Below are 25563 nucleotides of genomic sequence, written 5' to 3'. Positions count from 1 at the left end.
GTAAACGTTAAATCGGCGGTAAAGGAGCGAGTTGAAAAGCCAACACACTGCTTTACCGCCGCAAATAGATCGCCTGAAAGCGACAGTTTCGACGTTTTACTGATACAAAGTCATACTAAGCATCTTCAATTTCCGGCATCTGCCTGGCCGGTCTGCGTCACATGCCACTGCGGCGGCCGCTTCTCAAGAAACGCGTTGACGCCTTCGCGCTGATCCGGGCCGTCGAACAGATCGACAAAGCGCTCGCGCTCCACCGCCAGCGCCGCCGAGCGCGGCACGCCATGGCGCGGCTGGTGAATCAGGCTCTTGCTGAATGCAACGGCTTGCGGGCTGAGCGCGGTAACACGGGTCGCCATCGCCAGCGCGGCTTCGCGCGCCGCGCCCTTCTCCACCACTTCTTCGACGAGGCCAATGCGCAGCGCCGTCGCGGCGTCGACACGCTCGCCGGTCAGGATCATCCGCTTGGCCCAGCCTTCGCCAACGAGCCACGGCAGCGTCTGCGTGCCGCAGCCGCAAGGCAGCAGGCCGACGGCCGTTTCGGGCAAGGCAAGCTGCGCATGCTGCTCGGCGATGCGAATATCGCAGGCGAGCGCGCATTCGAGTCCGCCGCCCATCGCATAGCCGTTGATCGCCGCGATCACCACGGCCCGCGCATTCTGCAACGTCTCGAAGGCGGCGCCGAAACGTGCTGCTGCAGTGCGCGCCACTTCTCGATTGCCGTCGGCGAAGGTGTTCAGATCGGCGCCCGCGCTGAAGAATTTCGGACCGTCGCCGGTAATCACGATGGCGCGCACGCGCTCATCGGCATTCAGCGTTTCAATAGTGTGCTGCAGTTGCAGCAATCCGTCCGGCGTAAAGGCGTTCGCCGGTGGGCGTTTCAGCGTCAGCAGCGCGATGGCGCCATGGTTGGCGTAGTCGAGTTCGATCATCATGGGTGTCCGGCTGGAATGTCAGGGCAAGGGCCGCCGCAAAAAACCGGCGGCCCGTCGAAATCGTAAAAGAACGGTTGTGCGCCACCGCAACGCGAGGCGAGCCAGCTATTTGCCGCTCGCGCCGTTCGAACCGCTTGAACCGCTTGAACCGCTCGTGCCGTTCGGGCCGCTCGAACCGGCAAGATCCGGAAAGTCCTCTTCCCAGTACTCACCAGGCTCGCGGGCGGGCTGCGTGTCCCGCTCCAGTTCGCGGCGCCGCAACTCGACCCGGCGAATCTTGCCGGAGATGGTCTTGGGCAATTCGCTGAACTGCAGACGCCGGATCCGCTTGTACGGCGAAAGCTTTTCGCGCGAAAACTGGAACACGCTGCGCGCCAGTTCGGGGCCGGCTTCGTAGCCATGCCGCACCGTCACAAACGCTTTGGGCACCGAGAGGCGCAGCGCGTCGGCGCTCGGCACCACCGCGGCTTCGGCAATCGCCTCGTGCTCGATCAGCACGCTTTCCAGCTCGAACGGGCTCAACCGGTAATCGGACGACTTAAACACGTCGTCGGCGCGGCCCACATACACGTAGTAGCCGTCGTCACGGCGCATGGCTACATCGGAGGTGTGGTAGTAGCCGTTGCGCATGGCCTGCGCCGTGGCGTTGGGGTTGTTTGCATAGCCGGTCATCAGGCCCAGCGGACGGTGCGCGAGCGGCAAGGCAATTTCGCCTTCGCTCGCCGGCTGATCGTCGGCATCCACCAGTTCGATCCGGTAGCCCGGCAGGGGCCGGCCCATCGCGCCCGGCACCACCGGCTGGCCGGGCGGGTTGCCGACCTGGCAGGTGGTCTCGGTCTGGCCAAAGCCGTCGCGGATCGTCACGCCCCAGGCATGGCGCACACGCTCGATAACCTCGGGATTCAACGGCTCGCCCGCGCCGACAATCTCACGCAGCTTGACCGGATAATCCGCCAGCGGCTCCTGCACCAGCATGCGCCAGACCGTCGGCGGCGCGCACAGTGTCGTCACGTTGCAGCGCACCAGTACAGCGAGGACATCCTGCGGCACGAAGCGCGCGTAGTTGAATACAAATACGCAGGCTTGCGCATTCCACGGCGCGTAAAAGCAGCTCCATGCATGCTTGGCCCAGCCGGGCGAACTGATATTCCAATGGATATCGCCAGGTTGCAGGCCGATCCAGTACATGGTCGACAGATGGCCGACCGGATAGCTTTGATGCGTATGTTCGACGAGCTTGGGCTTGGACGTCGTGCCCGAGGTGAAGTACAGCAGCAGCGGATCGGTCGCGCGGGTCGGACCGTCCGGCGTAAAGTGCGGCGCGGCGTCGTAAGCGCCGGCCAGATCGATCCAGCCTTCGCGCGGCGTGCCGACCGACAGGCGCGTCAATGGAATCTCAAGCGTCTCGAATTTCACCAGCTCCGCGCTGTCCACCACGACGAATTTTGCCGCGCCAATCTGCACGCGGTCGCGCACATCGTCGGCGGATAGCTGGGTGGTGGCGGGCAGCACAATGGCGCCGAGCTTCATGGCCGCCAGCATCACGTCCCAGAGTTCGACGCGATTGGGCAGCATCAGCAACAGGCGGTCGCCGCGCCCTACCCCGACACCGCGCAGGAAATTCGCCATGCGCGCCGAGCGTTCCGACATCTGCGCATACGAGTACCGGGTGCCGGCGCCGGCGGGATCGTCGACGATCCAGAGCGCCGGGTTGTCGTTGCCCTGCGCAATCACATCGAAATAGTCGAGCGCCCAGTTGAACTCGTCGAGCGCCGGCCACGCGAACTCGCGATAGGCACGCTCATAGTCAGTCCGGTGGCGCAACAGCAGGTCGCGAGCGTCGAGAAAGCGCTGCGTCGAAAGGGCCGGCACGGTCATCGTCGTCTCCAGGGGCGGCGCGGATGCGCTCTATTGGCGGTTAATTCTGCGCCTAAATCTGCCGCGCAATCACCATTCTTTGTACTTCGCTGGTGCCCTCGTAAATCTGCGTGATACGGGCATCGCGATAGTGGCGCTCCACCGCGTAGTCCTCCAGGTAGCCATAGCCGCCATGAATCTGGATGGCGTGCGAGCAGACTTCCTCGGCGACTTCGGAGGCATACAGCTTGGCCTGCGAGGCCTCGGACAGGCACGGCTGGCCCGCGCTGCGCAGCCGCGCCGCGTGATGCACAAGGAGCCGCGCTGCGTTCAGGCGCGTGGTCATATCGGCCAGCATGTTGGCGACGGACTGATGTTCCTTGATGGCCTTGCCGAACTGGATTCGCTCATTGGCATAGAGACGCGCCGCATCGAAAGCCGCCCGCGCAATGCCCACCGCCTGCGCGGCAATGCCGATGCGCCCGCCTTCTAGGTTCGACAGCGCGATACGCAATCCGTCACCGCGCTGGCCGAGCAGATTGGCCTCGGGTACGGCACAGTCGTCGAGCGAGATCGGGCAGGTGTCCGAAGCGCGGATGCCAAGCTTGTGCTCGGGGCGGCCCACGTTGAAACCGGGGGTATCGGTCGGCACGATAAACGCCGACAGGCCGCGCTTGCCCAGTTCGGGATCGGTCACGGCGAACACAATGGCGATATTGGCCCGCGCGCCGTTGGTCACAAACTGCTTGCTGCCGTTGAGTATCCACTTGCCGTCGCGCAGCTCCGCCCGGGTGCGCAGATTGTTGGCCTCCGAACCGGCCTGCGGCTCGGTCAGGCAGAAGGCGCCAATCCGGCGCCCGGTGGCAAGATCCTCCAGGTACTCGCTTTTTTGCGCGTCGCTGCCGAAATTGAGGATCGGCCCGCAGCCGACCGAGTTGTGCACGCTCACCAGCGTCGCGCAAGAGGCGCAGCCGGCGGCGATCTCTTCGAGCGCGAGCGCATAGGCCACATAGTCGGTGTACGAGCCGCCCCACTCGGATGGCACGATCATGCCGAGAAAGCCCAGCTCACCCATCTGCCTGACCACCTCGTCCGGCAGTTTCGCTTCACGGTCCCATTGCGCCGCGTGGGGCGCGAGGCAATCGACTGAAAAGTCGCGTGCCGCGTCGCGGATCATCCGTTGATCGTCGGTGTAGAAATTGTCCATGATTCAAGCTTGCGTCTCCGTCCAAGTGTGGACAAGTGTAGGCAAGCTACTGGACAGCTTCGATGCTCTGCCCGATCATTCTGCATGAGCGCATTTACCATTCCGGCATGCCTGAACAAGCCGGTCAGGCATACCCTGATGAGATTTGCATGCCCCCGCGAACGGCGCACTGAGCGCGTTTGCCACGCCGGGCCTGCGCGCACGTTGCCATACGGCACGTCTGACACCGGCTTTGCGTCCCGTTTGCCACACCATGCCCTGTACTTTGCTTCGACTTCATGACCCCGAAAAACGATAGAGGAACCATCTCGCTTAGCCTCGTCGAGGAAACCCTGGCGCTGGCGCGTGCGCGCGGCCTCGACGTGCTGCCGCTGATCGAGGCGGCCGGTATCGCGCCGCAGATGCTCGGCGCGCCGAGGAGCCGCGTCTCCTCGGCGCAATACGGCGCGCTCTGGGCCGGTATCGCCCGCGCGCTCGACGACGAGTTTTTCGGCCAGGATTCACATCCGATGCGCTGCGGCAGCTTTATCGCCATGACCCAGTGCGCCCTGACGGCGCGCGACGGCGCCCATGCGCTGACCCGGGCGCTCGGTTTCATGCGTCTGATCCTCGACGACATGAGCGCGCAGTTGAGCACGGAACCGCAGCGCGTGCGCCTCACATTCAGTCACCGCGAAGGCACGCCGCAGCCGACCATGTTCGCCTATGCGACCTACTTTATCCTCGTGTACGGCCTCGTATGCTGGCTGGTCGGCCGGCGCATTCCGCTGCTGGCTGCACGCTTTCGCTGTGCCGAACCGGCCGCGGCGCAGGAATACCGGCTGATGTTCTGCGACGACATGCGCTTTAGCCAGGACGCTTCCTATGTGGATCTGGCGCCGGACTTTCTCGATCTGCCGGTGATCCAGACGACGCAGTCGATCAAGCCGTTTCTACGCGATGCGCCGGGCAACTTTGTAGTCAAGTACCGCAATCCCGGCTCGCTGGCCGCACGGGTGCGCAAGCTGCTGCGTTCCATACCGATGGCCGGCTGGCCCGCTGCCGATGAAATGGCGCAGCGCCTGCATCTGGCCGAGGCGACCATGCGACGGCATCTCAAGCAGGAGGGTTACACCTACCAGTCGATCAAGGACGATCTGCGGCGCGATATCGCCATCGGCGAACTGCAGGACAGCGGGCGCACGATTGCGGAAATCGCGGCGCGGGTGGGCTTTGCCGAACCGAGCGCGTTCCATCGCGCGTTTCGCAAATGGACCGGCATGCGGCCGACCGACTACCGGCTGGCGCGGGGCAATCTCACGCATCTGGCGGAATCGGACTAAGCTATAAACAGCAGGCCCGCCCGTTTCCGGCCCGCGCCGCCCGATGGGTCTGGATCAGGTCTGGTGAATTGATCCGGCCAGCATCGATGCGGCGCCCTGGCCGTTCGCGATGAGAACGTACCCGTTTCTCCCGTTTCGGCAATCCGGCCCGCGACGCCGGCGTATCCCCGGCGCTCTTGCGATCCGGTCCCTGCGCGGCATTGCCGCGCTAGGCGTTCTCTTGGCGTTCGCCGGCACACTGATCAGCGCTCCCACCTCAAGCCTTGAAGCCGCCGCGGCGCCCGGCCGCGTGGTGGTGATTCCGATCAACGGCGCCATTGGCCCGGCCAGCGCCGACTTTATCGTGCGCGGCCTGCAACGCGCCGCGCAGGAGCAGGCGCAACTCGCCGTGCTGCAACTCGATACCCCCGGCGGCCTCGATACCTCGATGCGCCAGACTATCAAGGCGATCCTGGGCTCGCCCGTGCCGGTGGCGGCGTTCGTGGGCCCAAGCGGGGCGCGGGCCGCGAGCGCGGGCACCTATATCGTCTATGCCAGCCATATTGCGGCGATGGCGCCAGGCACCAATCTCGGCGCCGCGACGCCGGTACAGATCGGCGTGGGCGGAGCCGAGCCGCCTGGACAAAACGGCCCACCATCCGGGCAGAACGCTGCGCCAGCGGGGCAGAACGCCGCGTCTTCCGACAGCCAGTCGGCTGAAACGCGCAAGCAGGTCCACGACGCAGCCGCCTATATCCGTGGCCTCGCCCAACTGCGCGGCCGCAACGCCGACTGGGGCGAACATGCCGTGCGCGAAGCCGTGAGCCTGTCGGCCAACGAAGCGCTGGCGCAGCATGTGATCGACCTCACCGCCCGCGACGTGCCCGACCTGCTGCGCCAGCTCGACGGCCGCACGGTCAATACCGCCTCGGGCGATCAGCGGCTGAACACGGCCAATGCGCCCATCGTCACGCTCGAACAGGACTGGCGCAGCCATTTCCTCGCCGTTATCACCGACCCGAACGTGGCCTTGATTCTGCTGATGATCGGCATGTACGGGCTGTTCTTCGAGTTTGCCAATCCAGGCTTCGTGCTGCCCGGCGTGGTGGGCGCCATCAGCCTGCTGATCGGCCTCTTTGCGATGCAGATGCTGCCCATCAACTATGTGGGGCTCGCACTGATTTTTCTGGGCCTCGCATTCCTGATTGCCGAAGCGTTTCTGCCCACCTTCGGCACGCTTGGCTTTGGCGGCATTGTGGCCTTCGTGGTGGGCGGTCTGATGCTGATCGATACGGACGTGCCCGGCTACGGCATTCCCTTTACGGTAATCGCGGCCGTCACCGCGTTCAGCGCGCTATTCGTCTTCACCGTTTCGAGCGTCGCGCTGCGCGCCCGCCGCCGTCCGGTGGTGACCGGCTCGGAGGGGCTGATCGGCAGCGTGGGCGTGGTGCTCGACGGCGGCCTCGTGCCGCACGGCAGCTCGGAGGCGGGCGAAGGCTGGGCCCGGGTACATGGCGAGCGCTGGCATGTATGCAGCGCGGCGCCGCTTGCACCTGGTCATGCGGTGCGCGTGACTGCCCGGCGCGGCCTGACACTTACCGTTGTACCGGCGGAAGGATCACAGCGGCGAGCGGAGGGACCGGAGTAACACGCTAAAGCGCTCATTCCGGTCGACCGCTGTGCATGGAACCGGCGTCAGCGCCAAAGCGCTCACGCGGGTCAAACAAGGAGAACTTCCATGATCGGTTTCACATTCGGCTTCGGCAGCATTCTGATCGTGCTGGCGGCCATCCTGATCGCCTCGTCGATCCGCATCTTCCGTGAATACGAACGCGGAGTTGTGTTTATGCTCGGGCGCTTCTGGAAGGTCAAAGGGCCTGGCCTCGTACTGATCATCCCGGTGGTACAGCAGGTGGTGCGGATCGACTTGCGCACCGTCGTGTTCGACGTGCCGCCGCAGGACGTGATTACGCGCGACAACGTCTCGGTCAAGGTCAATGCCGTGGTGTATTTCCGCGTGGTCGATCCGGAGCGGGCGGTGATTCAGGTGGCCAAATACTTCGAGGCGACCAGCCAGTTGGCACAGACCACCTTGCGCGCCGTGCTCGGCAAGCACGAACTCGACGATCTGCTGGCCGCTCGCGAACAGCTCAATGCGGATATCCAGAAGGTGCTCGATGCGCAAACCGACGCCTGGGGCATCAAGGTGGCCATCGTCGAAATCAAGCATGTGGATATTAACGAAACAATGATCCGCGCCATTGCACGCCAGGCCGAAGCCGAACGCGAGCGGCGCGCCAAGGTGATTCACGCGGAGGGCGAACTGCAAGCCTCGCAACACCTGCTGGAGGCGGCGCAGACGTTGGCGCGGCAGCCGCAGGCCATGCAGCTGCGTTATCTGCAGACGTTGACGACGATTGCCGCGGACAAGAATTCAACCATTGTGTTTCCGTTGCCGATCGACTTGCTCAGCGCGGTGCTGGACAGAATGGGTAAGCCGTCGGTGTCGTGAGTTGCGCGAATGCCGCGCCGTGCAACGATGCGTTGTGGATTTGCTCCTTTCGCAGTGGAGGAGTGAATTCTAAAATTCAGGGATTATCCTGATTGCTCGAAGGGAGCCTGTTATGAAAACCCTCTCCAACATTAGCCTGGGTGTGCTGCTCGCCGCCTGCTGCGTCACCTCCGCGTTTGCCCAGGCGCAAGGGACATGCAACCCCAACGGCCCGAAGAGCCGTGCTGAAGTCAAGGCAGAGCTGAAGCAGTGGCTTGCCGCCGGTTACGATCCGCTCGACTGGCTTGATTACCCGGACAATGCCCAGCGCGCAGGCCTGATCGTCGCGCAGCAGCGCGCTGCGGCGGGCCATGTCGGAGCCTGCGGGCAGTAAAACCGGCCGGCTCGTTTCAGGCATCGAGCGCGCGTCTTCCGTTTGCCCCCTCGCCTGACTTTGCGGCGTTCCACACGGCGCCGCCAGGCATCCCTTTGCCCCACCCTCCACGCCGGCAAGGTATCATTTCGCCCCTTCGATACCGGCACCCCACGACACGCCCCCTCCCGACTGTTGCATCCGCTCCACGGCGGGCGTGCCCGTGCGGTACTTCGCCGGTAATCGTGACTACAATCCGCCCGTAGCGCTGTGCGTGCGCCCGCCGTCGTCAGAAGCGGCAGCGGCTGACAAGCACCATAACAAACGACTTCATCACGACCCGGAACCCGCCTTATGGACTCGGTAAAACGATACTTCGGCTTCGACGAAGCTGGCACCAACCTGCGCACCGAACTGCTCGCAGGCCTGACCACCTTCCTGACGATGGCCTACATCATCTTCGTCAACCCGGCGATTCTCGGCGATGCGGGCATCCCCAAGGACGCCGTTTTTGTGGCGACCTGCCTCGTAGCGGCCTTGGCCTCGCTGATCATGGGCCTGTATGCCAACTACCCGATCGCCTGCGCGCCAGGCATGGGGCTGAACGCCTACTTTGCCTATACCGTCGTCAAAGGCATGGGCTTCACCTGGCAGGCCGCGCTCGGCGCCGTGTTTATCTCCGGGTGCCTGTTCATGATCGTCACGCTGTTCCGGGTGCGCGAGGTGATTGTCAACGGCATTCCGCATTCCATCCGTATTGCCATCACGGCGGGTATCGGCCTTTTTCTTGCGATTATTTCGCTAAAGACAGCAGGTGTGGTGGTCGGCAATCCGGCCACCCTGGTGACGCTCGGCAATCTGCATGACCCGCATGTGATTCTCGCGATCATCGGCTTTTTCGCCATCGTCACGCTCGACTTTCTGCGGGTGCGCGGTGCGATTCTGCTTGGCATTGTGGGGGTAACGGTGCTGAGCTTTTTCTTCGGCGGCAACCAGTTTCACGGCATCGTGTCCGCGCCGCCGTCGATCGACGCCACGCTGTTTCACCTCGATATCCGCGCCGCGCTGTCGACCGGCGTGCTCAATGTGATCCTCGTGTTCTTCCTCGTCGAGCTGTTCGATGCGACCGGTACGCTGATGGGCGTCGCCAATCGCGCCGGCCTGCTGGTCGAAGGCAAGATGCACCGCCTGAACAGGGCGCTGCTCGCCGACAGCACCGCGATTCTCGCGGGCTCCGTGCTCGGCACCTCGTCGACCACGGCCTATATCGAAAGCGCCTCGGGCGTGCAGGCCGGCGGCCGCACCGGCCTGACGGCAATCACCGTCGCCGTGCTGTTTCTCGCAGCGCTGTTCTTTGCGCCGCTCGCGGGCGTCGTACCCGGCTACGCGACCGCCCCGGCGCTGCTCTATGTCTCGTGCCTGATGCTGCGTGAAATGGTCGACCTGCCCTGGGACGACGCCACGGAAGTGGTTCCCGCCGCGCTGACAGCCCTGTTGATGCCGTTCACGTACTCGATCGCCAACGGCGTGGCGTTCGGCTTTATCTCGTACGCGGGACTCAAGCTGCTGACCGGCCGGGCACGCCAGGTCAAGCTGGTGGTGTGGGTCATCGCAGCGGTGTTCCTGTTCCGCTACTTCTATCTCGGCGCCGAGTAAGGTCCACCGCGGCCGCGGCAAGGCGGGCCGGTGCAAGGGGCAACGTCTTGCCGCGCCGCGTGATCTGACGCAGCGCCAAACGGCGGCGAGCCGCAGCGGTTTGGGCTTCTATTGCCCACATCCGGCAACCGGTCAACCGTTAGCAACCCTGATCAACCTCGGCGCGCCCGGCAATCGTCAATTGCGCCAGTTCGCTTCGTAGAAGCGTACATAGCCGCTGCGCAGCACGAGGCATTGCGCGCTCGTCTCCGACAGCAGGCGGCGCGTCGCCGCCTCGATCCGGGCCCGATGTTCGGCAAAGGCGCCGATCATGTCTTCGAGACGGTACGAGGCCGCCCCGTAGTGGTCTTCAAGCGCCTCGGCGGTAATCATGCACTCCACCCTCTCGCCATCGACCATTGCCGGGAACGCCAGGGTAAGTTCGCGCCCCGAATACTCAGGGGTTTCGTTCGGGAAAATGATCTGCATGGGATTCGCCTTGGTTTGACGGGTGGATCACGCTAGGCCGCGCACGCCTTATTCTGGTTGCCTCCTTCCGTGGTCGAGGCGCGGGTCACAACAACGGCAAAAAGCGCGAAAACACGCTCGTTGCAGTTGATTTCATTCACTTTAGACGACTTCCTGCGGGCCGCAAGTTTTCCTTCCGGATTGACCACTCTGGTGCAGGATGCGCCCAGTGCTGGGCACGGCAACACAGTCCTACCCACCGGCGCGCTGCGTCTTGCGCATCGCGCCGTCCGTCGACACAAGGCAGTGCGTCTACGAGTGATCTCTTGGCCAGAGATTCAGCAGGACGGCACTTGCGACGACGCTGGCGGCGATTGCCGCAGCGCCGGACAAGGTCACATCGCTCTCGTCGAACAGCATTCCATGAATCACTATCGCTATCCCCACGACCGACGCAAACGTCGCCAGCACTGCAAGGATGACCCTGAATTCCGTATGCACCATGGCGTACTCCCGAACTGGCGCTGTCGAGGCGGGCAAAGCCTCTGCGGGACGCGGCGCGAACGCATCCCATAGCTGAATCATTGCACCTTTGCGCGCGAACGCAAGCCCGGAATTGCCCGCGAGTGCGACGCAGCGGCACAGCGCAATCCTGTAAGATGAATCTTCGGCAGCGCGGCATGCTGCGCTGCGGGATGGCAACGGGCGGGCAACGTACCCCCTGTGCCGCAATCCAACCGGAGACGAGCAGTGACCCATCGCCCTGGCACGCCCACTACGGCGCCGTTGGCCGTCCGCCCCCTGGCGGACCGGACCGATCTGCTTGCACAGGCCCATGCGCGCTCAGTCGAGGTCGGACTGCGCGCCTCGGAAACCCCCGACTTCCACCCATTGCGTCAACCAGCGCTGCGCAATCTGGTCGAACGCAATCATTCCCTGTATGCGCATGCGCTGCCGGTGATGGAGACGCTGCATGCGCAGATTGTCGACACGCAAAGCATGGTGGTGCTGACCGACAGTCACGGCGTAATCCTGCATAGCCTCGGCGACAACGACTTTATCGAAAAGGCCAGGCGGGTTGCGCTCTGCCCGGGGGTGTCATGGGCCGAGTCGGATCGCGGCACCAACGCCATCGGCACGGCGCTGGTCGAGGGCCAGCCGACCGTCGTGCATGCCGGCGAACACTTTCTTCGTGCCAACCGGATTCTGACCTGCTCGTGCGCCCCCATCGCCGATCCCTATGGCCGCACGATCGGCGCGCTCGATGTGAGCGGCGACACGCGCGGTTTTCACAAACACACGCTGGCGCTGGTGCGGATGTCCGCGCAGATGATCGAGAACCATCTGTTTTCCAACCAGTTCGCCGACGCCGTGCGCATCCATTTTCATGCGCGCGCCGAATTTATCGGCACGCTGTATGAAGGGCTCGCGGCGTTTGCGCCGGACGGCACGTTTCTCTCCGCTAACCGCAGTGCGCTGTTTCAGTTGGGGCAGCCGCTCGCGGCGCTGCAACAGCAATCGTTCGAGGCGCTGTTCGGCAGCGCCTTTCCCGCCGTGTTGCAGCAAACGCTCTGCGCTCCGGGCGAATGCACCACGCTGACGTTGCCCAGCGGCGTGCGCGTCATCGCGCGCGGAGAATTCGCGGCGCCGCGCCAGTTCGCGCCGGCCGCCGGTCTCGCCGTTCAGGCGACCGGCACAGCCGCCGCGATGCGTCCCTCAGCCCAGCCGGCCGCGCCGGTAACGCTCGCCGCGCTCGACACCGGCGACGCGCGAATGGCGGCCCTCCTGCGACATGTCGCCAAGGTCCGTGGCCGCGATATTCCAATTCTCGTGCTCGGCAAGACCGGCACCGGCAAGGAATGGCTTGCCCGTGCGATCCATCACGATTCGCCGCGCCGCGCAGCGCCGTTTGTCGCGCTCAACTGCGCATCGCTGCCTGACACGCTGATCGAAGCCGAACTGTTCGGCTATGAAGACGGCGCGTTTACCGGCGCGAAAAAGCGCGGCAGCGTCGGCAAGATCGTGCAGGCCGACGGCGGCACGCTGTTTCTCGACGAAATCGGCGATATGCCGCTCGCCCAGCAGGTGCGGCTGATGCGCGTGCTGCAGGAGCGCACCGTGGCGCCGCTCGGCAGCACGCGAGCGATTCCGGTCGATCTGCGGATTGTCTGTGCAACCCACCGCGATCTGCGCGCCATGATCGAAACTGGAACGTTCCGCGAAGATCTGTACTACCGCATCAACGGGCTCGTCGTGACCTTGCCGGCGCTGGGCGAGCGCACGGATCTGGCCGAACTCGTGACCCGCATCCTCCACGCGCAACGCGACAGCGAACGCTTGCCCGTGCGGGTCAGCGCGGATGTGCTTGATCAGTTCAGACGGTGTCGTTGGCCCGGCAATCTGCGACAACTGGCGAACGTTCTGCGCACGGCCGCGATCATGGCCGAGGGGGCCGCACAGATCGATATCGAACACCTGCCGGAGGATTTCCTGCACGACTGCGTTGAAGGTGCGAGTGCGGCGGAGAGTGCGGCAGACGCGCAGCCGCGGCATAGCGCCCGGATGGAGGACTGGCAGACGACGCTGATCGCGCAAACCCTCTCGCGTCACGGCGGCAATATCTCGGCCACCGCCCGCGAACTGGGCCTTGCGCGCAATACCGTGTATCGCTATCTGCGCCGCAGCCGCATCCATTGATCTGCGTCACCCGGCAGCGCAGGCATCGCAATCAGACGTATTGGCATTCGCAGTCAAAGCGCGTCGTGGGGGCTTGCCCCTGCGACACGACGCGCCGCGCCGCGACGGGTTAAGCTTCGGCACTACCACCGCGCGAACCCGTCACCCATGGCATCCCGACACGAACTCAAACGCTACCGAGCCAACCTCGCCGATGAACTCGATAGCGCCGCGCTATACGAGACGCTCGCTCATGCCGAGAAAAATCCGGCGCGCCGCGATGTGTTCCAGCAGCTCGCGGATTCGGAGCGCGAACACGCCCAGGTCTGGCTCGAAAAGCTGCATGCCAACGGCGTCAAGGCGCGAGCGCCGCGACGCAGTGTCAAGACGCATCTGATGCGCGGGCTGGTGCATACCTTCGGGCCTTCGTTCGTGCTGCCGACCCTCGCCGCCGCCGAATATGCGGACCGCAACAAATATGCGAACCAGCCGGATGCGGCACGCCTGTCCGCCGAGGAGCAGCATCATGCGGCCGTGGTGCAGGCAGTGGCGGACCAGGCCCGTAACGGCGCGGCCGGGGTGGACTCCAGCACGGAGTCAAAGGGTGCCCAGATCGCCAATGCCGAGGAATGGCACAAAGGCGTGCGCTCGGGTAACGATTTGCGCGCGGCCGTGCTCGGCGCGAACGACGGGCTGGTGTCCAACTTCTGCCTGATTATGGGCGTGGCCGGCGCGGGCACCGGCAACAAGGCGATTCTGTTGACCGGGTTTGCCGGCCTGATTGCCGGGGCATGCTCGATGGCGCTCGGCGAATGGCTCTCCGTGACGAACGCACGCGAACTGGCCCGTACCCAGATCGCCAAGGAAGCCGAGGAGATCGAACAGACGCCGGATGCCGAGCGCCACGAACTCGCACTGATCTATCAGGCCAAGGGGATCGAAGCGGGCGAAGCGCGGCGCATTGCCGCCCAGATCATGCGCGACAAGGATAAGGCGCTCGATACGCTAACCCGGGAAGAGCTCGGGATCGATCCGGCTGAACTCGGCGGCAATCCATGGTCGGCGGCAGGCGTGTCGTTCTGCCTGTTCTCGCTGGGGGCGATATTCCCGGCCATGCCGTTTTTGTGGGCGCATGGGTTGCCGGCGATCCTGCAATGTATCGGCTTGAGCGGCCTCGGGCTTGCGGCGGTCGGCGTCTTTACCTCGCTATTCAACGGCCGCGGTGCGGCGTTTTCAGCGTTCCGGCAGATTGTGATCGGCCTGATCGCAGCGGCGTTTACGTTTGGCGTCGGGCACCTGTTAGGGGTGTCGATTTCATGAAAGTGCGTGTCGAGCCCCTGGGGCGTACCTTCGACGCACCCGATTCGCTGACGATCCTCGAAGCCGCCGGCTTCGCCGATCTGCGCCTGCCGCGTTCATGCCGCAATGGCACGTGCAGGACGTGCATGTGCCGGATGGTAAGCGGCACGGTTTCGTACACCATTGAGTGGCCCGGCTTGTCGCGGGAAGAAAAGGTGGAGGGGTGGATTCTGCCGTGCGTGGCGGTGGCAGAGTCGGATCTGGTGATTGAGGTGCCGGATGTGGTGGAGTTGGGCTGACCGCGCTGTTGGACCGCGGCCGCTCTTGGGCGTGCGGTGTCGCCAATCATCACCTTATCGGCCGATACAAAAAAACCCCCAGCCACCAAAATCCATGGCTGGGGTCAACTCTCTCGCGCGCACGGTATTTCAGCGCGCATAGCCAATGTAACGGTATGCGCGCCGCAGATTAATCACTGAATCTGGAAAAGTCCTTTTCCGCGTGCCGTCTCCCGGGTTTGATCCGGGTCATGCCCCCAGCCGCCGGACCGTGCTTTTAACGCCCGCCGTTCGAGCACTTTTACCCAGACGCAAAATAATGGTCGCTACAGCGCTTTCCACACGGCAACGCGATGTTTCGATCACCAGGTCCGGGTTGGCCGGCACCTCGTAAGGCGACGAGACACCTGTAAATTGCGCGATCTTGCCGATTCGCGCCTGCGCATACATGCCCTTCGGGTCGCGCTGCGAGCAGACATCGGCCGAGGCCGAAATAAACGTTTCCAGAAAGCCGGCGCCCACAATCGCGCGAGCCATCTCGCGCTGGACCGCAAGCGGAGAAATCGTCGCCACGACCACGACATGGCCGCTCTGCTGGAACAGTTTTGCCACATGCGCGATGCGGCGCACATTCTCGAGACGGTCCAGATCCGAAAACCCAAGATCCGAGCAGAGCCCTTCCCTTAGCGCATCGCCATCGAGCACGACCGATTTCGTGCCCTCGCTCAGCAGTTGAGCGTGCAGCGCCTGCGCAATCGTGCTCTTACCGGCGCCGGGCAACCCCGTCATCCAGATAACCGGTGCTATATGAGCGTCCATCAATCCGTCGTTTGAGTTCATGGGGTGGCGTCCAATCTGTTTCGGTCTAACTTTAACGTTTGCGCCGCGCTTTTCCGTCGCTGTTAATAGAGCATTCTCTTTACAGAAAATTTCGCCCTCACTGGCGGGTCCCGGGCCACTGGCCGGAGCGCCAGGCGGGACGGGCGAGAGCAGCGAGATCGTTCATTCGCACAAGCTGAACAGTGTGTTGTCTTTTCCAGTGATTTTCTAATGCCCGCAACGGCCTACACTGACGGCACTCCGTTATCCCGAACGCCATCATGCTGCTCGCATTCTTTATCCTGTCGCCGCTCGGCATACTCGCGCTGATTGGGTTCGCGCGCCGGATCAATCCGCTGACCGGTCACTTTACCGACCTCAAATAGGCACCCCCGCCCCGACGAACCGGGGCGCCGGCTCGCTCCCGCCGGACGCCGCCGCTGTGCGGCGATTGCGCAGTCATTGCGCCGCCTTAATGCCTAACGCCTAACGCCGCGAGCCAAGCGCGCGTTCGATCTTCTGGTCGGTCTTGTACTGGCTAAGCGCATACACCGACCAGATCGCCGCTGGAATCCAGCCAATCAGCGTGACCTGCAAAATCAGGCAAATAATCCCGGCAAATGGACGGCCGATCGTAAAGAACTGGAACCAGGGCAGGATGATGGCAAGCAACAGGCGCATGCGGATTTCCTCGTGAGATCCGGCCGGTCCGGAGAGATCTGGCGCGCCGGATCAGTTGATGGGAGCGAAGCGCGGCACCTTGCCGCCTTCATGGTCGATCAGTTCGAAAAATACCGAAGCTGGACGGGTCCAGATCGTACCATTCGCGGCACGATAGACAATCATCGTGACACTCGGATCCGACTCGAGTGTCGCCTCGCAAACCAGTTCGTAGATGCCGCCTTTGTAGTGCTGATAGCGCACGGTTCAGAGCCTTCTGTAGTTGAGGTTGGAGAAGTTGAAAAATGCTGCGCGGGAAAAACCAGCATCCTACGCGAGCGTCGCGCACCGCGCGATGCGGATGCATTTTTGTTCGCTTGGCGGGCAGAATTTTTTCGTGCGATAAATGGGTGACCTATTTCACGGAGCAACAGATGGCCACGCTTGAAGCACTGCGCGCCGTGCTTGACGATGAAGGCACGCCCGAAATCATCCGCAATCACATCATCGACTCGCTGCAATACACCCTGCGCAATCACGGCCAGATTTTCACCTCAAAGGAAGTCGAATGGCTGGCCGTCTGGGACGATGCCCGCATTCCGCTTGCCGCCTCGCGCGAACTCAAGAAGCGCGTAGCCGAAATATCCCGCTAAGTCCGCAGTCGGCGCGAGCCATCGGTTTGCGCCCATCTCACACGGCTCTCGCCAGGCCCGGCAAGGCTGGCAAGGGCTTTCGCCACGCCGGTTTTCGGCTCACCGCAGCGCGCCCGGCAGTTTTTGCTATCCAATTTCCCCCATTTAGTGCATCATATCGAAATAGCTGAATTCGGCATTTGCAGTACCGGTAGCATTAACGGGGGCAACCCCCAAGCATCTCCGCGCCACCCCCGACTGTTCGACCGCCGCCCGTCGGCGATCCCGTCACTCCGGCAATGTGCAGCACGCATTCGCCGCCGCGAGTTGTGCAGCTTTTCAAGCGCCTGATGTCCGCGCGACATTAGCGTGTTTCTTCTCCATTAAATCCGCGAATTTGCGCGGCTGCGCTCAAGCCCCCTGCCATCGGGCCTGTGCCACTCTTTTTCCATGGCGGCGCGCACCGGAAGTGCAGCGCTGCCGAGGCTGTTGTGTCATGCGTAACACGCGTGGCAAGGCGGCCAGGTAATACAGGACAAGTACTTTATGAATTCAGTTGTCAAGACCTACAAAGGCTACGAAATCCATCCGCTCGTGTATCCGCGCCGTCCTGCCGACGGTTCGGCCAGCCGCAATCCCGACGCCGGCTATGAGGCCTCGGTACGCATCTGCCGCGTCGGCGCCAATCCGGCTGCCGATGGCCGGGTGTTCCGCCTGCCGTATCTGTGGCCGTTCGAAGGCACGGGCAAAGCCCGCCTCGCGTGCATGGCGCATGCGGAACAGTTGATCGATGGCCGCGTAGACGGCCAGTCGGTCGCCGATCTTTGAAGCAAAGCCCCCTTACCCCATCGACCAGGAGTTATGCATGGCGAAAGAAGAACTGATTGAACTTGACGGTATCGTCGACGAAGTACTTCCGGATAGCCGCTACCGCGTGACGCTCGACAACGGCGTCGTGGTGGGTGCTTACGCGTCCGGACGCATGCGCAAGAATCACATTCGTATTCTCGCGGGCGACCGCGTGACACTCGAGCTGTCGGTCTACGACCTGACCAAAGGACGGATCAATTTCCGTCACAAGGACGAACGCGCTTCCGGTGGCGGCGCCGCCCGCGCTACTCCGCAGTTGCGTCGCCGCTAGACCGGCGAGGCAGGTTTGCCGTCGCCGTGACGGCCGCTCCCCCAAGCGTAGCTGTTAGCGCGCCTCCTCCGGCTTCAGCAAAGCCAGAGCAGCGCGCAGCGGGGCCGCATCCCCGCCGAGCTGTTCGCTCGCTTCAATGGCCGTCTCGAGCATCGGCCGGCGCATGCGCAGCATCAATGCTTCGTCGACACGCGAACGCGGCCCTGCCAGCGTAAACGTGCCGGCAAGCGGCCGTGCCGCCGAAAACACCGGCGTGGAAATACCCGCCGTTTCCGCATCCCGCTCCCCCAGCGACAGGTAATAGCCGTCGTGGCGGATCCGCTCGTATAGCTCCCCTCGCCCGCCGTCGAACGCGCTTAGCACACGTCCGCCCGAGCCTTTGTCCATCGGCAGGACATCGCCCTCGCGCACGTGATCGCGAATCGCGTGGGTCGAATCGACCCGATGCAGACAGACCCGCAGATCCTTCTGCCGCACATAGAACGACACGCTCTCGCCGCTCTGGTCGCGCAGGCGGCGCATCAACGGCAACACCACATCCCCGAGCTGCAGGCTGCGCTGATAAAGCGCGCCCAGTTGCAAGGTGGCCGGCCCGACGTAGTAGAGGCCTTCGTCCGAACGCAGCAACAGCCGGTGATGCGCCAGCGAAGCGATCAGCCGCAGGATGGTGCTTTTATAGAGCCCGGTGCGCGCCGCCAGTTCGGCGAGCGAGACGCCTTTGTCGTTGGGGCGAAACGCAAACAGAATCGCAAAGGCGCGATCGAGCGCGGCGACTCCATCAGGGGCGGACGAGGGGCCCGCGACGGCTTTCTCAGCAGCGTCGCCGGAGCTGGACACATTCGAAGGTTTGGATGATCTGGAAGCGGCCATAGGCAGTGCGACGGGCAAGGAGCGGCAAGGAAGGGCAAAAAGCGCCAGGCGTTATGCCTGACAGAACAGCATTTTACCCGCCCAGCCCCGGCGTATTCCACTGCGCAGATAAAACCGCACCAGTGCTCGAATCGGTGATGTACAAGGTGTTATACTGCGCGCCGCCAAATGTCACGTTGGTGATGGTGCGGCCCGCGCACGACTCAAACCTGGCAATCCCCTCGCCATGCGGATTCAGCACAAACACCGCGCCCAGCGATGCATGCGCGACAAACAGATTGCCGCTACGGTCCATTGTCAGACCGTCCGGCCCGCTCACGCCATAGAACTGCGCAAAGCGCCCGACCTTGCTGGTACTGCCGTCCGCAAGCAGCGGTAGACGCCAGATGGCGTTATCGCGCGTCATGGCGACAAACAGCACTTTTTCGTCAGGGCTCAGCACCAGTCCGTTCGGACTCGGACCATTCGAGATCAGGCAATCGAGCCGGCCATCGGGGCGCAAACGGTAGACGCGCCCAGTGGGATCGTGCAGGCCGGTTTGGCCCTGATCGGTAAAGTAGATATCGCCGTTGCTGGCGACGATCAGATCGTTGGGCCCTTTAAAGCGTTCGCTATTGCGCCGCGCGATCACCGGGCTCACCGCCCCGCTCGCGGGATCGAGCGCGAGAATGCCGTTCTTGTAGTCCGCAATCAGGATGCGGCCATCGGGATGCCATGCCAGCCCGTTCGGCTCGCCGTCGTATTCGGCGACTACGCTCCATTCGAGTTCCCGCGAAATCCGCAAGATGCGTCCGTGCGGAATATCGACGAGATACAGATTGCCGTGCGGATCGAAACATGGGCCTTCGATAAACGAATCGACCACCGCCCCGCCCTTGTTGGCACGCGACCACTCCGTCACTTCATGACGGCGCAGTGTTTGCGGCATCGTCGTATGAACTGCGGTGCCGATCACGGGCGGCACGGGATACCAGTTCATTGCCTCTCCTCTTCAGGGTCGAGATGGCGCGTGGCGGGCCCAGTATAGCGATAGGCCATCTGGCGCGGCATCGGCCCCTTGTTACGTTCGCCGCGTCCGCGCTGCTCCCACGCATGCGACAGAATGCCGACTGCACGCGACAGGCAGAAGACACCGCGCGCCAGCTCCGGGGCAAAGCCGAGTTCGGCGTAGATCACAGCGGTGGCGCCATCGATATTCATCGGAATCGGCTTCGACTTGCGCGCTTTGAGCAACGCTTCGATACCGCGTGCGATAGCGGCATAACGCCCTGACACGACACCCTCGGCTGCTGCCTCATCCACCATACCGAGCAGCCGGCCCGCACGGGGATCGACGGGATGGAAGCGATGTCCGAAGCCCGGCAGATATTTGCCGTGCGCGGCAATAAAAGCGTCGATGCAGGATTCCACCGCCTGCGCGAGCGCGGCTCCGCCGGCCTGCGCCTGCTCGATTGCATGGAAAATCTCGACGGCTTGTTGTCCCGCGCCGCCGTGCACATCGTCGAGCGTATTGAGCGCCGACGCCATGGCGCCGTTCATGGGCAAGCCGCAACTGACCGCCATGCGCGAAATCGCAATCGACGGTGCATGCGGGCCATGATCGACCGACGCCACCAGCGCCGCCTCCAGCAAACGCGCTTCGCCCGCACTCGGCAAATCGCCGCGCAGCATTAGCCAGATCATCTGTGGAAAGCTGATCTGGCCGATCAATTCCTGAATCGGATAGCCGCGCACCTGGATCGAGCCCGGGTGAATATCGATGATCGAGGTGCTCCAGTAATCGGCAGCAAGCGCAGCAGGGTCGAGTGGTGTATGGGTCATGATGCCTGTATCAACGGTTGATATCTTCGAGTGCCAGGCCCTTGGTGGCCGGTCCCATAATGCCGATCAGCAGCATCACAAACACCATGCAGCTGCTGATCATGATGAACACGCCATTCGCGCCGAAATCGCGCAGAAAGAACGCCACCAGAAAGCCCGAGAAAATTGCGCTCAGACGGCTCCACGAGTAGACAAAACCAATGGCCCGCGCGCGGATTTCAGTTGGATAGAGCTCCGACTGATAAGTCTGGAACGAATAGGTCATGATGGTCAGCGCCAGGTTCATGCAGAAGCCGAAAACAATCAGCCCCAATGAACCGGTCTGATGCGCAAAAGCGAGCCCGAACACCGCAATCGCACCCGACGCGCCGACCAGACTCCACTTGCGCTCGATCTTGTCGGCGAAGAAGAAAAACAAGGCCGGTCCAAGCGGCAGCGCAATCGACATCAAAAACGAGTATTGCAGGCTATGCACGAGATTGAAGCCCTTGCTGGTCAGCAGCGAAGGGATCCAGTTGCTAAAGCCATAAAAGCCGATCACCGAGACCGCGTTATAGACCGACATCATGATGGTGCGCTTCAGATAAGGCGCTTTCAGGATGTCGCGAAAGCGGCGCTCGACCGTGGGCGCGCTATGCGTATGCGGCACCGGCGTCGGCAATGGACGCCGGTATTGGCGCTCGACAACGCGCTCGATCTGCTGCGTGACGCGCGCAGCCTCATCGAGGCGGCCACGCGTCACCAGCCAGCGCGGACTTTCGGGGATACCCAGGCGAATCACCCAGACAATCGCCGCGCCCACCGCGCTCGCCAGCACGACCCAGCGCCAGCCATCGATGCCGAACGGCTGCTGCGGCACCAGCCACCAGGACATCAACGCAACCACCGGCACTGCGCAGTACGGCACGATCTGCGTAATCGCAAAGGCACGGCCGCGCAGATTCTTGGGCATCAGTTCGGCAACATAGGTATTGATGGTGACCATCTCGACGCCGAGCCCAATGCCCGCCAGCAGACGGAAAATATTCACGCCAGGCGCGCTATGCTGAAACGCCATCATGATGCTGGCGGCCGTATAGGCGAGCAGTGCCACCACGAAGATACGGCGGCGGCCAAAACGGTCAGCAAGAAAACCGAGCCCCATGGTGCCGATAAACAGCCCGAGAAACGTGGCCGCCACAAAGGCCGCAATACTGTTCATGGCAAAGATCGATGTCGAAGTCTTGACGAACAGACCGCTCTCGATCAGCCCCGGCGCGATATAGCCGGTCATAAACAGATCGTAAAACTCAAAACAGCCGCCTAGCGACAGCAGAAACACAATCGTCCAGATATGCCGCGTGGCAGGCAGACGGTCGAGCCGCGCGACAATGCCGCGGGCCTGGGTTTCTTGATCGGCGGTATGCTCCACGGCGTCCGCGAATCCTGCGCGCGAAACCGCGTTTGATGCGTGTCTCATGTACTCCTCCAGTCAGGTCTCTTCGCAGTGCGGGCTTAGATCGCGCCGTCTTCTCGTAGCCGCGCAATCGTGTCGGCATCAAAGCCGAGCCGCTGCAAATGCGCGTCTGTGTGTTCGGATAGATGCGGCGCGCGCGAGGCCGGCGCGCCGTTCATGACTTCGCCGTGGGCGTCGGCAAAGCGGAAGCCCGCGCGCGTAACACGCTGGACGGTTTCGCCATCCTGCAGCTCATGAACGAATTCACGCTCGACAAGTTGCGGCTGGCCAATCGCCTCGGGCACGCCTAGCACCAGTCCGGCCGGCACGCCTGCCGCGGTCATGCGCTGCTCCCAGTTGCTGGCGGTGTCCAGGGCGAGCGCCGCTTCGATCTCACGCTTCAGTTCGATGCGATAGCGCTTGCGCGTATTGCGTTCGCTAAAGCGTTCGTCGTGCGGCAGATCGGGGCGGCCAATCAGTTCGCATAGCGAAATAAACTGCTTCGTCTCATTAGCGGCAATATTCAGCATGCCTTCGCCGCAGACAAAGGTTCCGGAAGGCGCGGCGGTGAAGTTTTCGTTGCCCATGGGAGTGGGCGTGACACCGGCATTCAGATAGTTGGAGACCACCCAGCCCATGCTGGAAAGCGTCGCCTCAAGCATCGAAACATCGATTACCCTGCCCTCACCCGTGCGCTGCGCCGCCACCACCGCCGCACAGATCGCCAGCGCCGCGCTCATGCCGCCGACCGTGTCCGCCACCGGATAGCCGACCCGCAGCGGCGCGCTAGCGGCGTCGCCGGTCACGCTCATTGCGCCCGACATGCCCTGGATAATCTGGTCGTAGGCCGGACGATGCGCCAGCGGACCGTCATTGCCGAAGCCCGAAATCGCGCAGTAGACAAGGCGCGGATTGACCTCGAGCAGCGCCTGCGCGCCCAAGCCGAGGCGGTCCATCACGCCGGGCCGGAAATTCTCGACCAGCACATCGGCCTCGGCCACAAGCTTGCGCAGGATCGCTTTACCCGCCTCGTGCTTCAGATTGAGCGTGAGCGATTCCTTGCCGGCGTTCACAGCCACAAAGGATGCGCCCATATTGCGTGCGGAAGCCTGCGGATCGGCGCCCAGGCGGCGCGCCAGATCGCCGCCGGCGGGATTCTCGACCTTCAGGACATCAGCGCCGAGCAGCGCAAGCTGATAGGTGCAGAACGGCCCTGACAGAACATTGGACAGATCCAGCACGCGAATGCCGGAAAGCGGGAGGGAAATCATAACGAGCCTTTTCCGAGTTGACCTGCTGACGTTCCATCTAACAGAACGTCGTTCTATAATTTGATGAAGCGGATCGTAGTCCTCGGAATCGGGAGGTGGGAATAGGGGTTAGCACGGAGACAGCGGTGCTGTACGAGCAGTTTCTGCGGGGCCGTTTTGCCGCGGGGGAGTGCTGGAAATATCTACCTATAGATCCGCCAAACGATCTACCATTAACTTCGTATCTATCTGTAATAAAAGGGATTTTTATGATAAAATTTCACCCTCAGATCTACCACGAGATCCGCCACCAAAACAGCCATGAGCAGCGCTGAATCGAAATACCCGTATCACGCGGTCCATCAGATGCATCCCCTGCTTCCCTCGGAGCCGAAGCTAAATAGCTTGCGTCCGCTGGCAGCCGAAGTCATCGGGCAAGCCAAAGACCTGGCTGCGCATGGCATGCCGCATCTGCGCGATCTCTTGCGTGAGGCGCTGCGCCCGATGAATTCGTACTACACCAACAAGATAGAAGGCCAGCATACCGAGCCCTTGTTAATCGAGCAGGCGCTTCAGAGGGATTTCTCCAGCAAGCCAGCGGAAGCACGCAAGCAACGTATCGCGGTGGCCCATATCGTCACGGAGCGTTGGGCAGAGGAAACCTTTCCGTCTTTCGACTCCGATACGCTTTTCCAGAGCACTGTTGCGCAAGCCATTCACCGGCACCTTCATGATCAACTGGCGCCGGAGGATCTGATCCAGACGGATGACGAGGGTAAAGAGGAAAAGGTCACGCCCGGTGTATGGCGCGAGCGGGGCGTCAAGGTCGGCGTGCATATCCCTCCCGATCCGGCCATGGTGGCGAACTTTATGGAGGAATGGCATCGCGGCTATCGCTACACCCGCTCGGGAGAGACGGCGCTTATCGGCCTGATGGCGGCCCACCATAGACTGGCCTGGATTCACCCGTTTCTGGACGGCAACGGCCGTACGGCCCGGTTGCATACGCATATCGGACTATCCGCGCTGGGGCTGACACAAGGGCTATGGTCGCCCATGCGCGGTTTTGCGCGGGAACAAGCGGCGTATTACAGCCATCTTGTGGCGGCCGATGCACGTCGTAAAGGCGATTACGACGGCAGAGGCGTATTGAGTGAAAGCGGTCTCGTGGAATTCATTACCTTTGCCATGAATATCTGCCTGGATCAGATCGGCTTTATGGACGGCATGCTGCAAATGCAGGCGTTTGAAGCAAGGCTGGCGCAGATGCTGGCGGCCGAGGCCACCAAGGAACAGACCCGCTATCTGAAAACCGAAGCAGCTCAGCCGCTTGCTTACCTCGGAACAGTCCGGTCAATGGAGCGGGCCAGATTCAAAGGCATGATGGGGCTGCCTGCGCGAACCGCAGATCGTGCGTTGGTCGATCTGTTCAAGCTGGGCATTGTGCGCTCCAGGTCACCCAAGGGTCCTGTCGAACTTGCGCTGCCCATTGGGCTGTTTCGCTATCTTTTCCCACGCCTGTGGCCGGAGGCGGAGGCCAACACCGCTTAATAAACCCGCTGCGAGTCACCGCAACGTCGTTACGCCCGCACATGGCCGGCGCTCACCGCCCATGCGCCACTCCTGTGCGCCCAACCGGCCGTGCACCGCTTCCGTGCGTTGCACTGGCCGAACGCCTGGCGGAAAAGCATTCCCGCACAGCCATCGCATCAACTGATATAGATGGCATACCGCTTGCTTAAAGCTCGATTTGCTGCCCAACCATCGCAAGCCAGGCGCGAAGCGCTGCCCAACCCGATACCCCTCTCCCGATGCCGCCGCCCTCAGGCGAACCATGCTGCGCGTACTACTCGTAACCGATACCGACAAACCGATAGGCGATCTGCGCGAAGCACTCGCCCGGCTCGGCTACGACATGCTGGCCGGCACGGCGGCCTCGCAGGCGCTGCACCGCAGGGTTGAAAGCGAGCGGCCTGATGTCATCATCATCGACACCGAATCGCCGTCACGCGACACGCTCGAACAACTCGCGGTGATGAACGCAACCGCACCGCGCCCCGTGCTCATGTTCAGCAACGACGCCAACCAGCAACTGATCCGCGACGCCGTGGGCGCGGGCGTCACCGCCTACCTGGTCGAAGGCCTGGCAACCGAAAAGCTCGCACCGATTCTCGAAGTCGCGCTGGCCCGCTTTGCCCAGGAAACGCAGCTACGCGAAAGGCTTGCACAGGTCGAAAACGAACTGGCCGAGCGCAAGCTGATCGACCGCGCCAAGCGTCTGATCATGGATCAGGAAAAGCTGGCCGAACCCGCCGCCTACGCGAGCCTGCGCAAGCGTGCAATGAACCAGGGCGTCAAGCTCATCGAGGTCGCGCGGCAGATTGTCATGGCCGCTGACTCGCCCAAATAAAGCGTGGC

Annotated in this window: 26 protein-coding genes; 13 read left to right on the top strand and 13 right to left on the bottom strand. The window is 62.9% G+C overall.

Annotation, left to right across the window (positions count from 1 at the left end; all coding sequences use genetic code 11):
- Positions 1–125: 125 nt before the first annotated feature.
- From FFS45_RS05640 to FFS45_RS05630, 3 genes are all read right to left on the bottom strand, one after another.
- The gene (locus tag FFS45_RS05640) at positions 126–929 is read right to left on the bottom strand and encodes an enoyl-CoA hydratase (RefSeq protein ID WP_137953771.1); all 804 of its coding nucleotides are present in this window, start codon (positions 927–929) and stop codon (positions 126–128) included.
- 108 nt (positions 930–1037) lie between these two features.
- A complete protein-coding gene (locus FFS45_RS05635) occupies positions 1038–2810 on the bottom strand; it encodes an AMP-binding protein (RefSeq protein ID WP_249362657.1) in 1773 nt (590 codons plus the stop codon).
- 52 nt (positions 2811–2862) lie between these two features.
- Positions 2863–3996 carry an acyl-CoA dehydrogenase gene (locus tag FFS45_RS05630; protein WP_137953711.1) on the bottom strand — a complete coding sequence of 378 codons (1134 nt, stop codon included), beginning with the start codon at positions 3994–3996 and terminating at the stop codon, positions 2863–2865.
- Between the two features lie 278 nt (positions 3997–4274).
- On the opposite strand from FFS45_RS05630, the gene FFS45_RS05625 reads away from it, so the two are divergent.
- The 5 genes from FFS45_RS05625 (at position 4275) to FFS45_RS05605 (ending at position 9817) form a co-directional block, all read left to right on the top strand.
- Positions 4275–5318: an AraC family transcriptional regulator gene (locus tag FFS45_RS05625; RefSeq protein ID WP_137953710.1), complete on the top strand. Its 1044-nt coding sequence runs from the start codon at positions 4275–4277 to the stop codon at positions 5316–5318.
- 109 nt (positions 5319–5427) lie between these two features.
- Positions 5428–6945, top strand: coding sequence for a nodulation protein NfeD (locus FFS45_RS05620; RefSeq protein WP_137953709.1), 1518 nt, complete (start codon positions 5428–5430; stop codon positions 6943–6945).
- Between the two features lie 90 nt (positions 6946–7035).
- A complete protein-coding gene (locus FFS45_RS05615) occupies positions 7036–7809 on the top strand; it encodes a slipin family protein (protein WP_137953708.1) in 774 nt (257 codons plus the stop codon).
- A gap of 112 nt (positions 7810–7921) precedes the next feature.
- Complete coding sequence (locus FFS45_RS05610) at positions 7922–8182, top strand: DUF4148 domain-containing protein (RefSeq protein WP_137953707.1); 261 nt, start codon at positions 7922–7924, stop codon at positions 8180–8182.
- 333 nt (positions 8183–8515) lie between these two features.
- Positions 8516–9817 carry an NCS2 family permease gene (locus tag FFS45_RS05605; protein WP_137953706.1) on the top strand — a complete coding sequence of 434 codons (1302 nt, stop codon included), beginning with the start codon at positions 8516–8518 and terminating at the stop codon, positions 9815–9817.
- A 177-nt stretch (positions 9818–9994) separates the two neighbouring features.
- Here FFS45_RS05605 and FFS45_RS05600 read toward each other — a convergent pair whose 3' ends face one another.
- Both FFS45_RS05600 and FFS45_RS05595 read right to left on the bottom strand, forming a co-directional pair.
- Positions 9995–10285 carry a DUF1488 domain-containing protein gene (locus tag FFS45_RS05600; protein WP_137953705.1) on the bottom strand — a complete coding sequence of 97 codons (291 nt, stop codon included), beginning with the start codon at positions 10283–10285 and terminating at the stop codon, positions 9995–9997.
- A 291-nt stretch (positions 10286–10576) separates the two neighbouring features.
- Positions 10577–10849, bottom strand: coding sequence for a DUF2964 family protein (locus FFS45_RS05595; RefSeq protein ID WP_249362655.1), 273 nt, complete (start codon positions 10847–10849; stop codon positions 10577–10579).
- A 201-nt stretch (positions 10850–11050) separates the two neighbouring features.
- Between FFS45_RS05595 and FFS45_RS05590 the strand changes: the two genes are divergently transcribed.
- The 3 genes from FFS45_RS05590 (at position 11051) to FFS45_RS05580 (ending at position 14538) form a co-directional block, all read left to right on the top strand.
- Positions 11051–12961: a sigma-54-dependent Fis family transcriptional regulator gene (locus FFS45_RS05590; protein WP_137953769.1), complete on the top strand. Its 1911-nt coding sequence runs from the start codon at positions 11051–11053 to the stop codon at positions 12959–12961.
- A gap of 147 nt (positions 12962–13108) precedes the next feature.
- Positions 13109–14260 (top strand): VIT1/CCC1 transporter family protein, encoded by a 1152-nt coding sequence (locus FFS45_RS05585; protein WP_137953704.1) that lies wholly within the window; start codon positions 13109–13111, stop codon positions 14258–14260.
- Positions 14257–14538: a 2Fe-2S iron-sulfur cluster-binding protein gene (locus tag FFS45_RS05580; protein ID WP_137953703.1), complete on the top strand. Its 282-nt coding sequence runs from the start codon at positions 14257–14259 to the stop codon at positions 14536–14538. The genes FFS45_RS05585 and FFS45_RS05580 overlap by 4 nt, the downstream gene beginning before the upstream one ends.
- A gap of 228 nt (positions 14539–14766) precedes the next feature.
- Here the strand turns inward: FFS45_RS05580 and cysC are convergent, their stop codons facing one another.
- The 3 genes from cysC to FFS45_RS05565 form a co-directional block, all read right to left on the bottom strand.
- Entirely contained in the window at positions 14767–15357 is a 591-nt protein-coding gene (gene cysC, locus FFS45_RS05575; RefSeq protein ID WP_171029574.1) for an adenylyl-sulfate kinase, read from the bottom strand.
- 465 nt (positions 15358–15822) lie between these two features.
- Entirely contained in the window at positions 15823–16017 is a 195-nt protein-coding gene (locus FFS45_RS05570) for a YqaE/Pmp3 family membrane protein (RefSeq protein WP_137953702.1), read from the bottom strand.
- Positions 16018–16068: 51 nt separating this feature from the next.
- Entirely contained in the window at positions 16069–16260 is a 192-nt protein-coding gene (locus FFS45_RS05565; RefSeq protein WP_137953701.1) for a DUF1653 domain-containing protein, read from the bottom strand.
- A 170-nt stretch (positions 16261–16430) separates the two neighbouring features.
- Between FFS45_RS05565 and FFS45_RS05560 the strand changes: the two genes are divergently transcribed.
- From FFS45_RS05560 to infA, 3 genes are all read left to right on the top strand, one after another.
- Positions 16431–16649: a hypothetical protein gene (locus FFS45_RS05560; RefSeq protein WP_137953700.1), complete on the top strand. Its 219-nt coding sequence runs from the start codon at positions 16431–16433 to the stop codon at positions 16647–16649.
- A gap of 525 nt (positions 16650–17174) precedes the next feature.
- Positions 17175–17456 carry a hypothetical protein gene (locus tag FFS45_RS05555; RefSeq protein WP_137953699.1) on the top strand — a complete coding sequence of 94 codons (282 nt, stop codon included), beginning with the start codon at positions 17175–17177 and terminating at the stop codon, positions 17454–17456.
- A 37-nt stretch (positions 17457–17493) separates the two neighbouring features.
- Complete coding sequence (gene infA, locus FFS45_RS05550) at positions 17494–17769, top strand: translation initiation factor IF-1 (RefSeq protein WP_137953698.1); 276 nt, start codon at positions 17494–17496, stop codon at positions 17767–17769.
- Between the two features lie 54 nt (positions 17770–17823).
- On the opposite strand, the gene FFS45_RS05545 is transcribed toward infA, so the two are convergent.
- From FFS45_RS05545 to FFS45_RS05525, 5 genes are all read right to left on the bottom strand, one after another.
- The gene (locus FFS45_RS05545; RefSeq protein ID WP_249362653.1) at positions 17824–18606 is read right to left on the bottom strand and encodes an IclR family transcriptional regulator; all 783 of its coding nucleotides are present in this window, start codon (positions 18604–18606) and stop codon (positions 17824–17826) included.
- 106 nt (positions 18607–18712) lie between these two features.
- Positions 18713–19618, bottom strand: coding sequence for an SMP-30/gluconolactonase/LRE family protein (locus tag FFS45_RS05540; protein WP_137953696.1), 906 nt, complete (start codon positions 19616–19618; stop codon positions 18713–18715).
- Positions 19615–20460 (bottom strand): citryl-CoA lyase, encoded by an 846-nt coding sequence (locus FFS45_RS05535; RefSeq protein WP_137953695.1) that lies wholly within the window; start codon positions 20458–20460, stop codon positions 19615–19617. The genes FFS45_RS05540 and FFS45_RS05535 overlap by 4 nt, the downstream gene beginning before the upstream one ends.
- A gap of 10 nt (positions 20461–20470) precedes the next feature.
- On the bottom strand, positions 20471–21919 hold the full coding sequence (locus FFS45_RS05530; protein WP_137953694.1) for an MFS transporter: 1449 nt from the start codon (positions 21917–21919) through the stop codon (positions 20471–20473).
- Between the two features lie 35 nt (positions 21920–21954).
- Positions 21955–23163, bottom strand: coding sequence for a CoA transferase (locus FFS45_RS05525; protein WP_137953767.1), 1209 nt, complete (start codon positions 23161–23163; stop codon positions 21955–21957).
- A 303-nt stretch (positions 23164–23466) separates the two neighbouring features.
- Here FFS45_RS05525 and FFS45_RS05520 point away from each other — a divergent pair, with 303 nt between their 5' ends.
- Positions 23467–24696, top strand: a complete 1230-nt coding sequence (locus FFS45_RS05520; protein WP_137953693.1) for a Fic family protein — start codon at positions 23467–23469, stop codon at positions 24694–24696.
- Between the two features lie 283 nt (positions 24697–24979).
- On the top strand, positions 24980–25555 hold the full coding sequence (locus tag FFS45_RS05515) for an ANTAR domain-containing protein (protein WP_137953692.1): 576 nt from the start codon (positions 24980–24982) through the stop codon (positions 25553–25555).
- The last annotated feature ends 8 nt before the right edge of the window (positions 25556–25563 follow it).

Origin of the sequence: Burkholderia sp. 4M9327F10 (genome assembly GCF_005503145.1) — a bacterium.
In the GTDB taxonomy this organism is placed as follows: domain Bacteria; phylum Pseudomonadota; class Gammaproteobacteria; order Burkholderiales; family Burkholderiaceae; genus Paraburkholderia.
The sequence above is the reverse complement of the archived record's forward strand: the minus strand, read 5'-3'. Positions and strand labels throughout refer to the sequence as shown.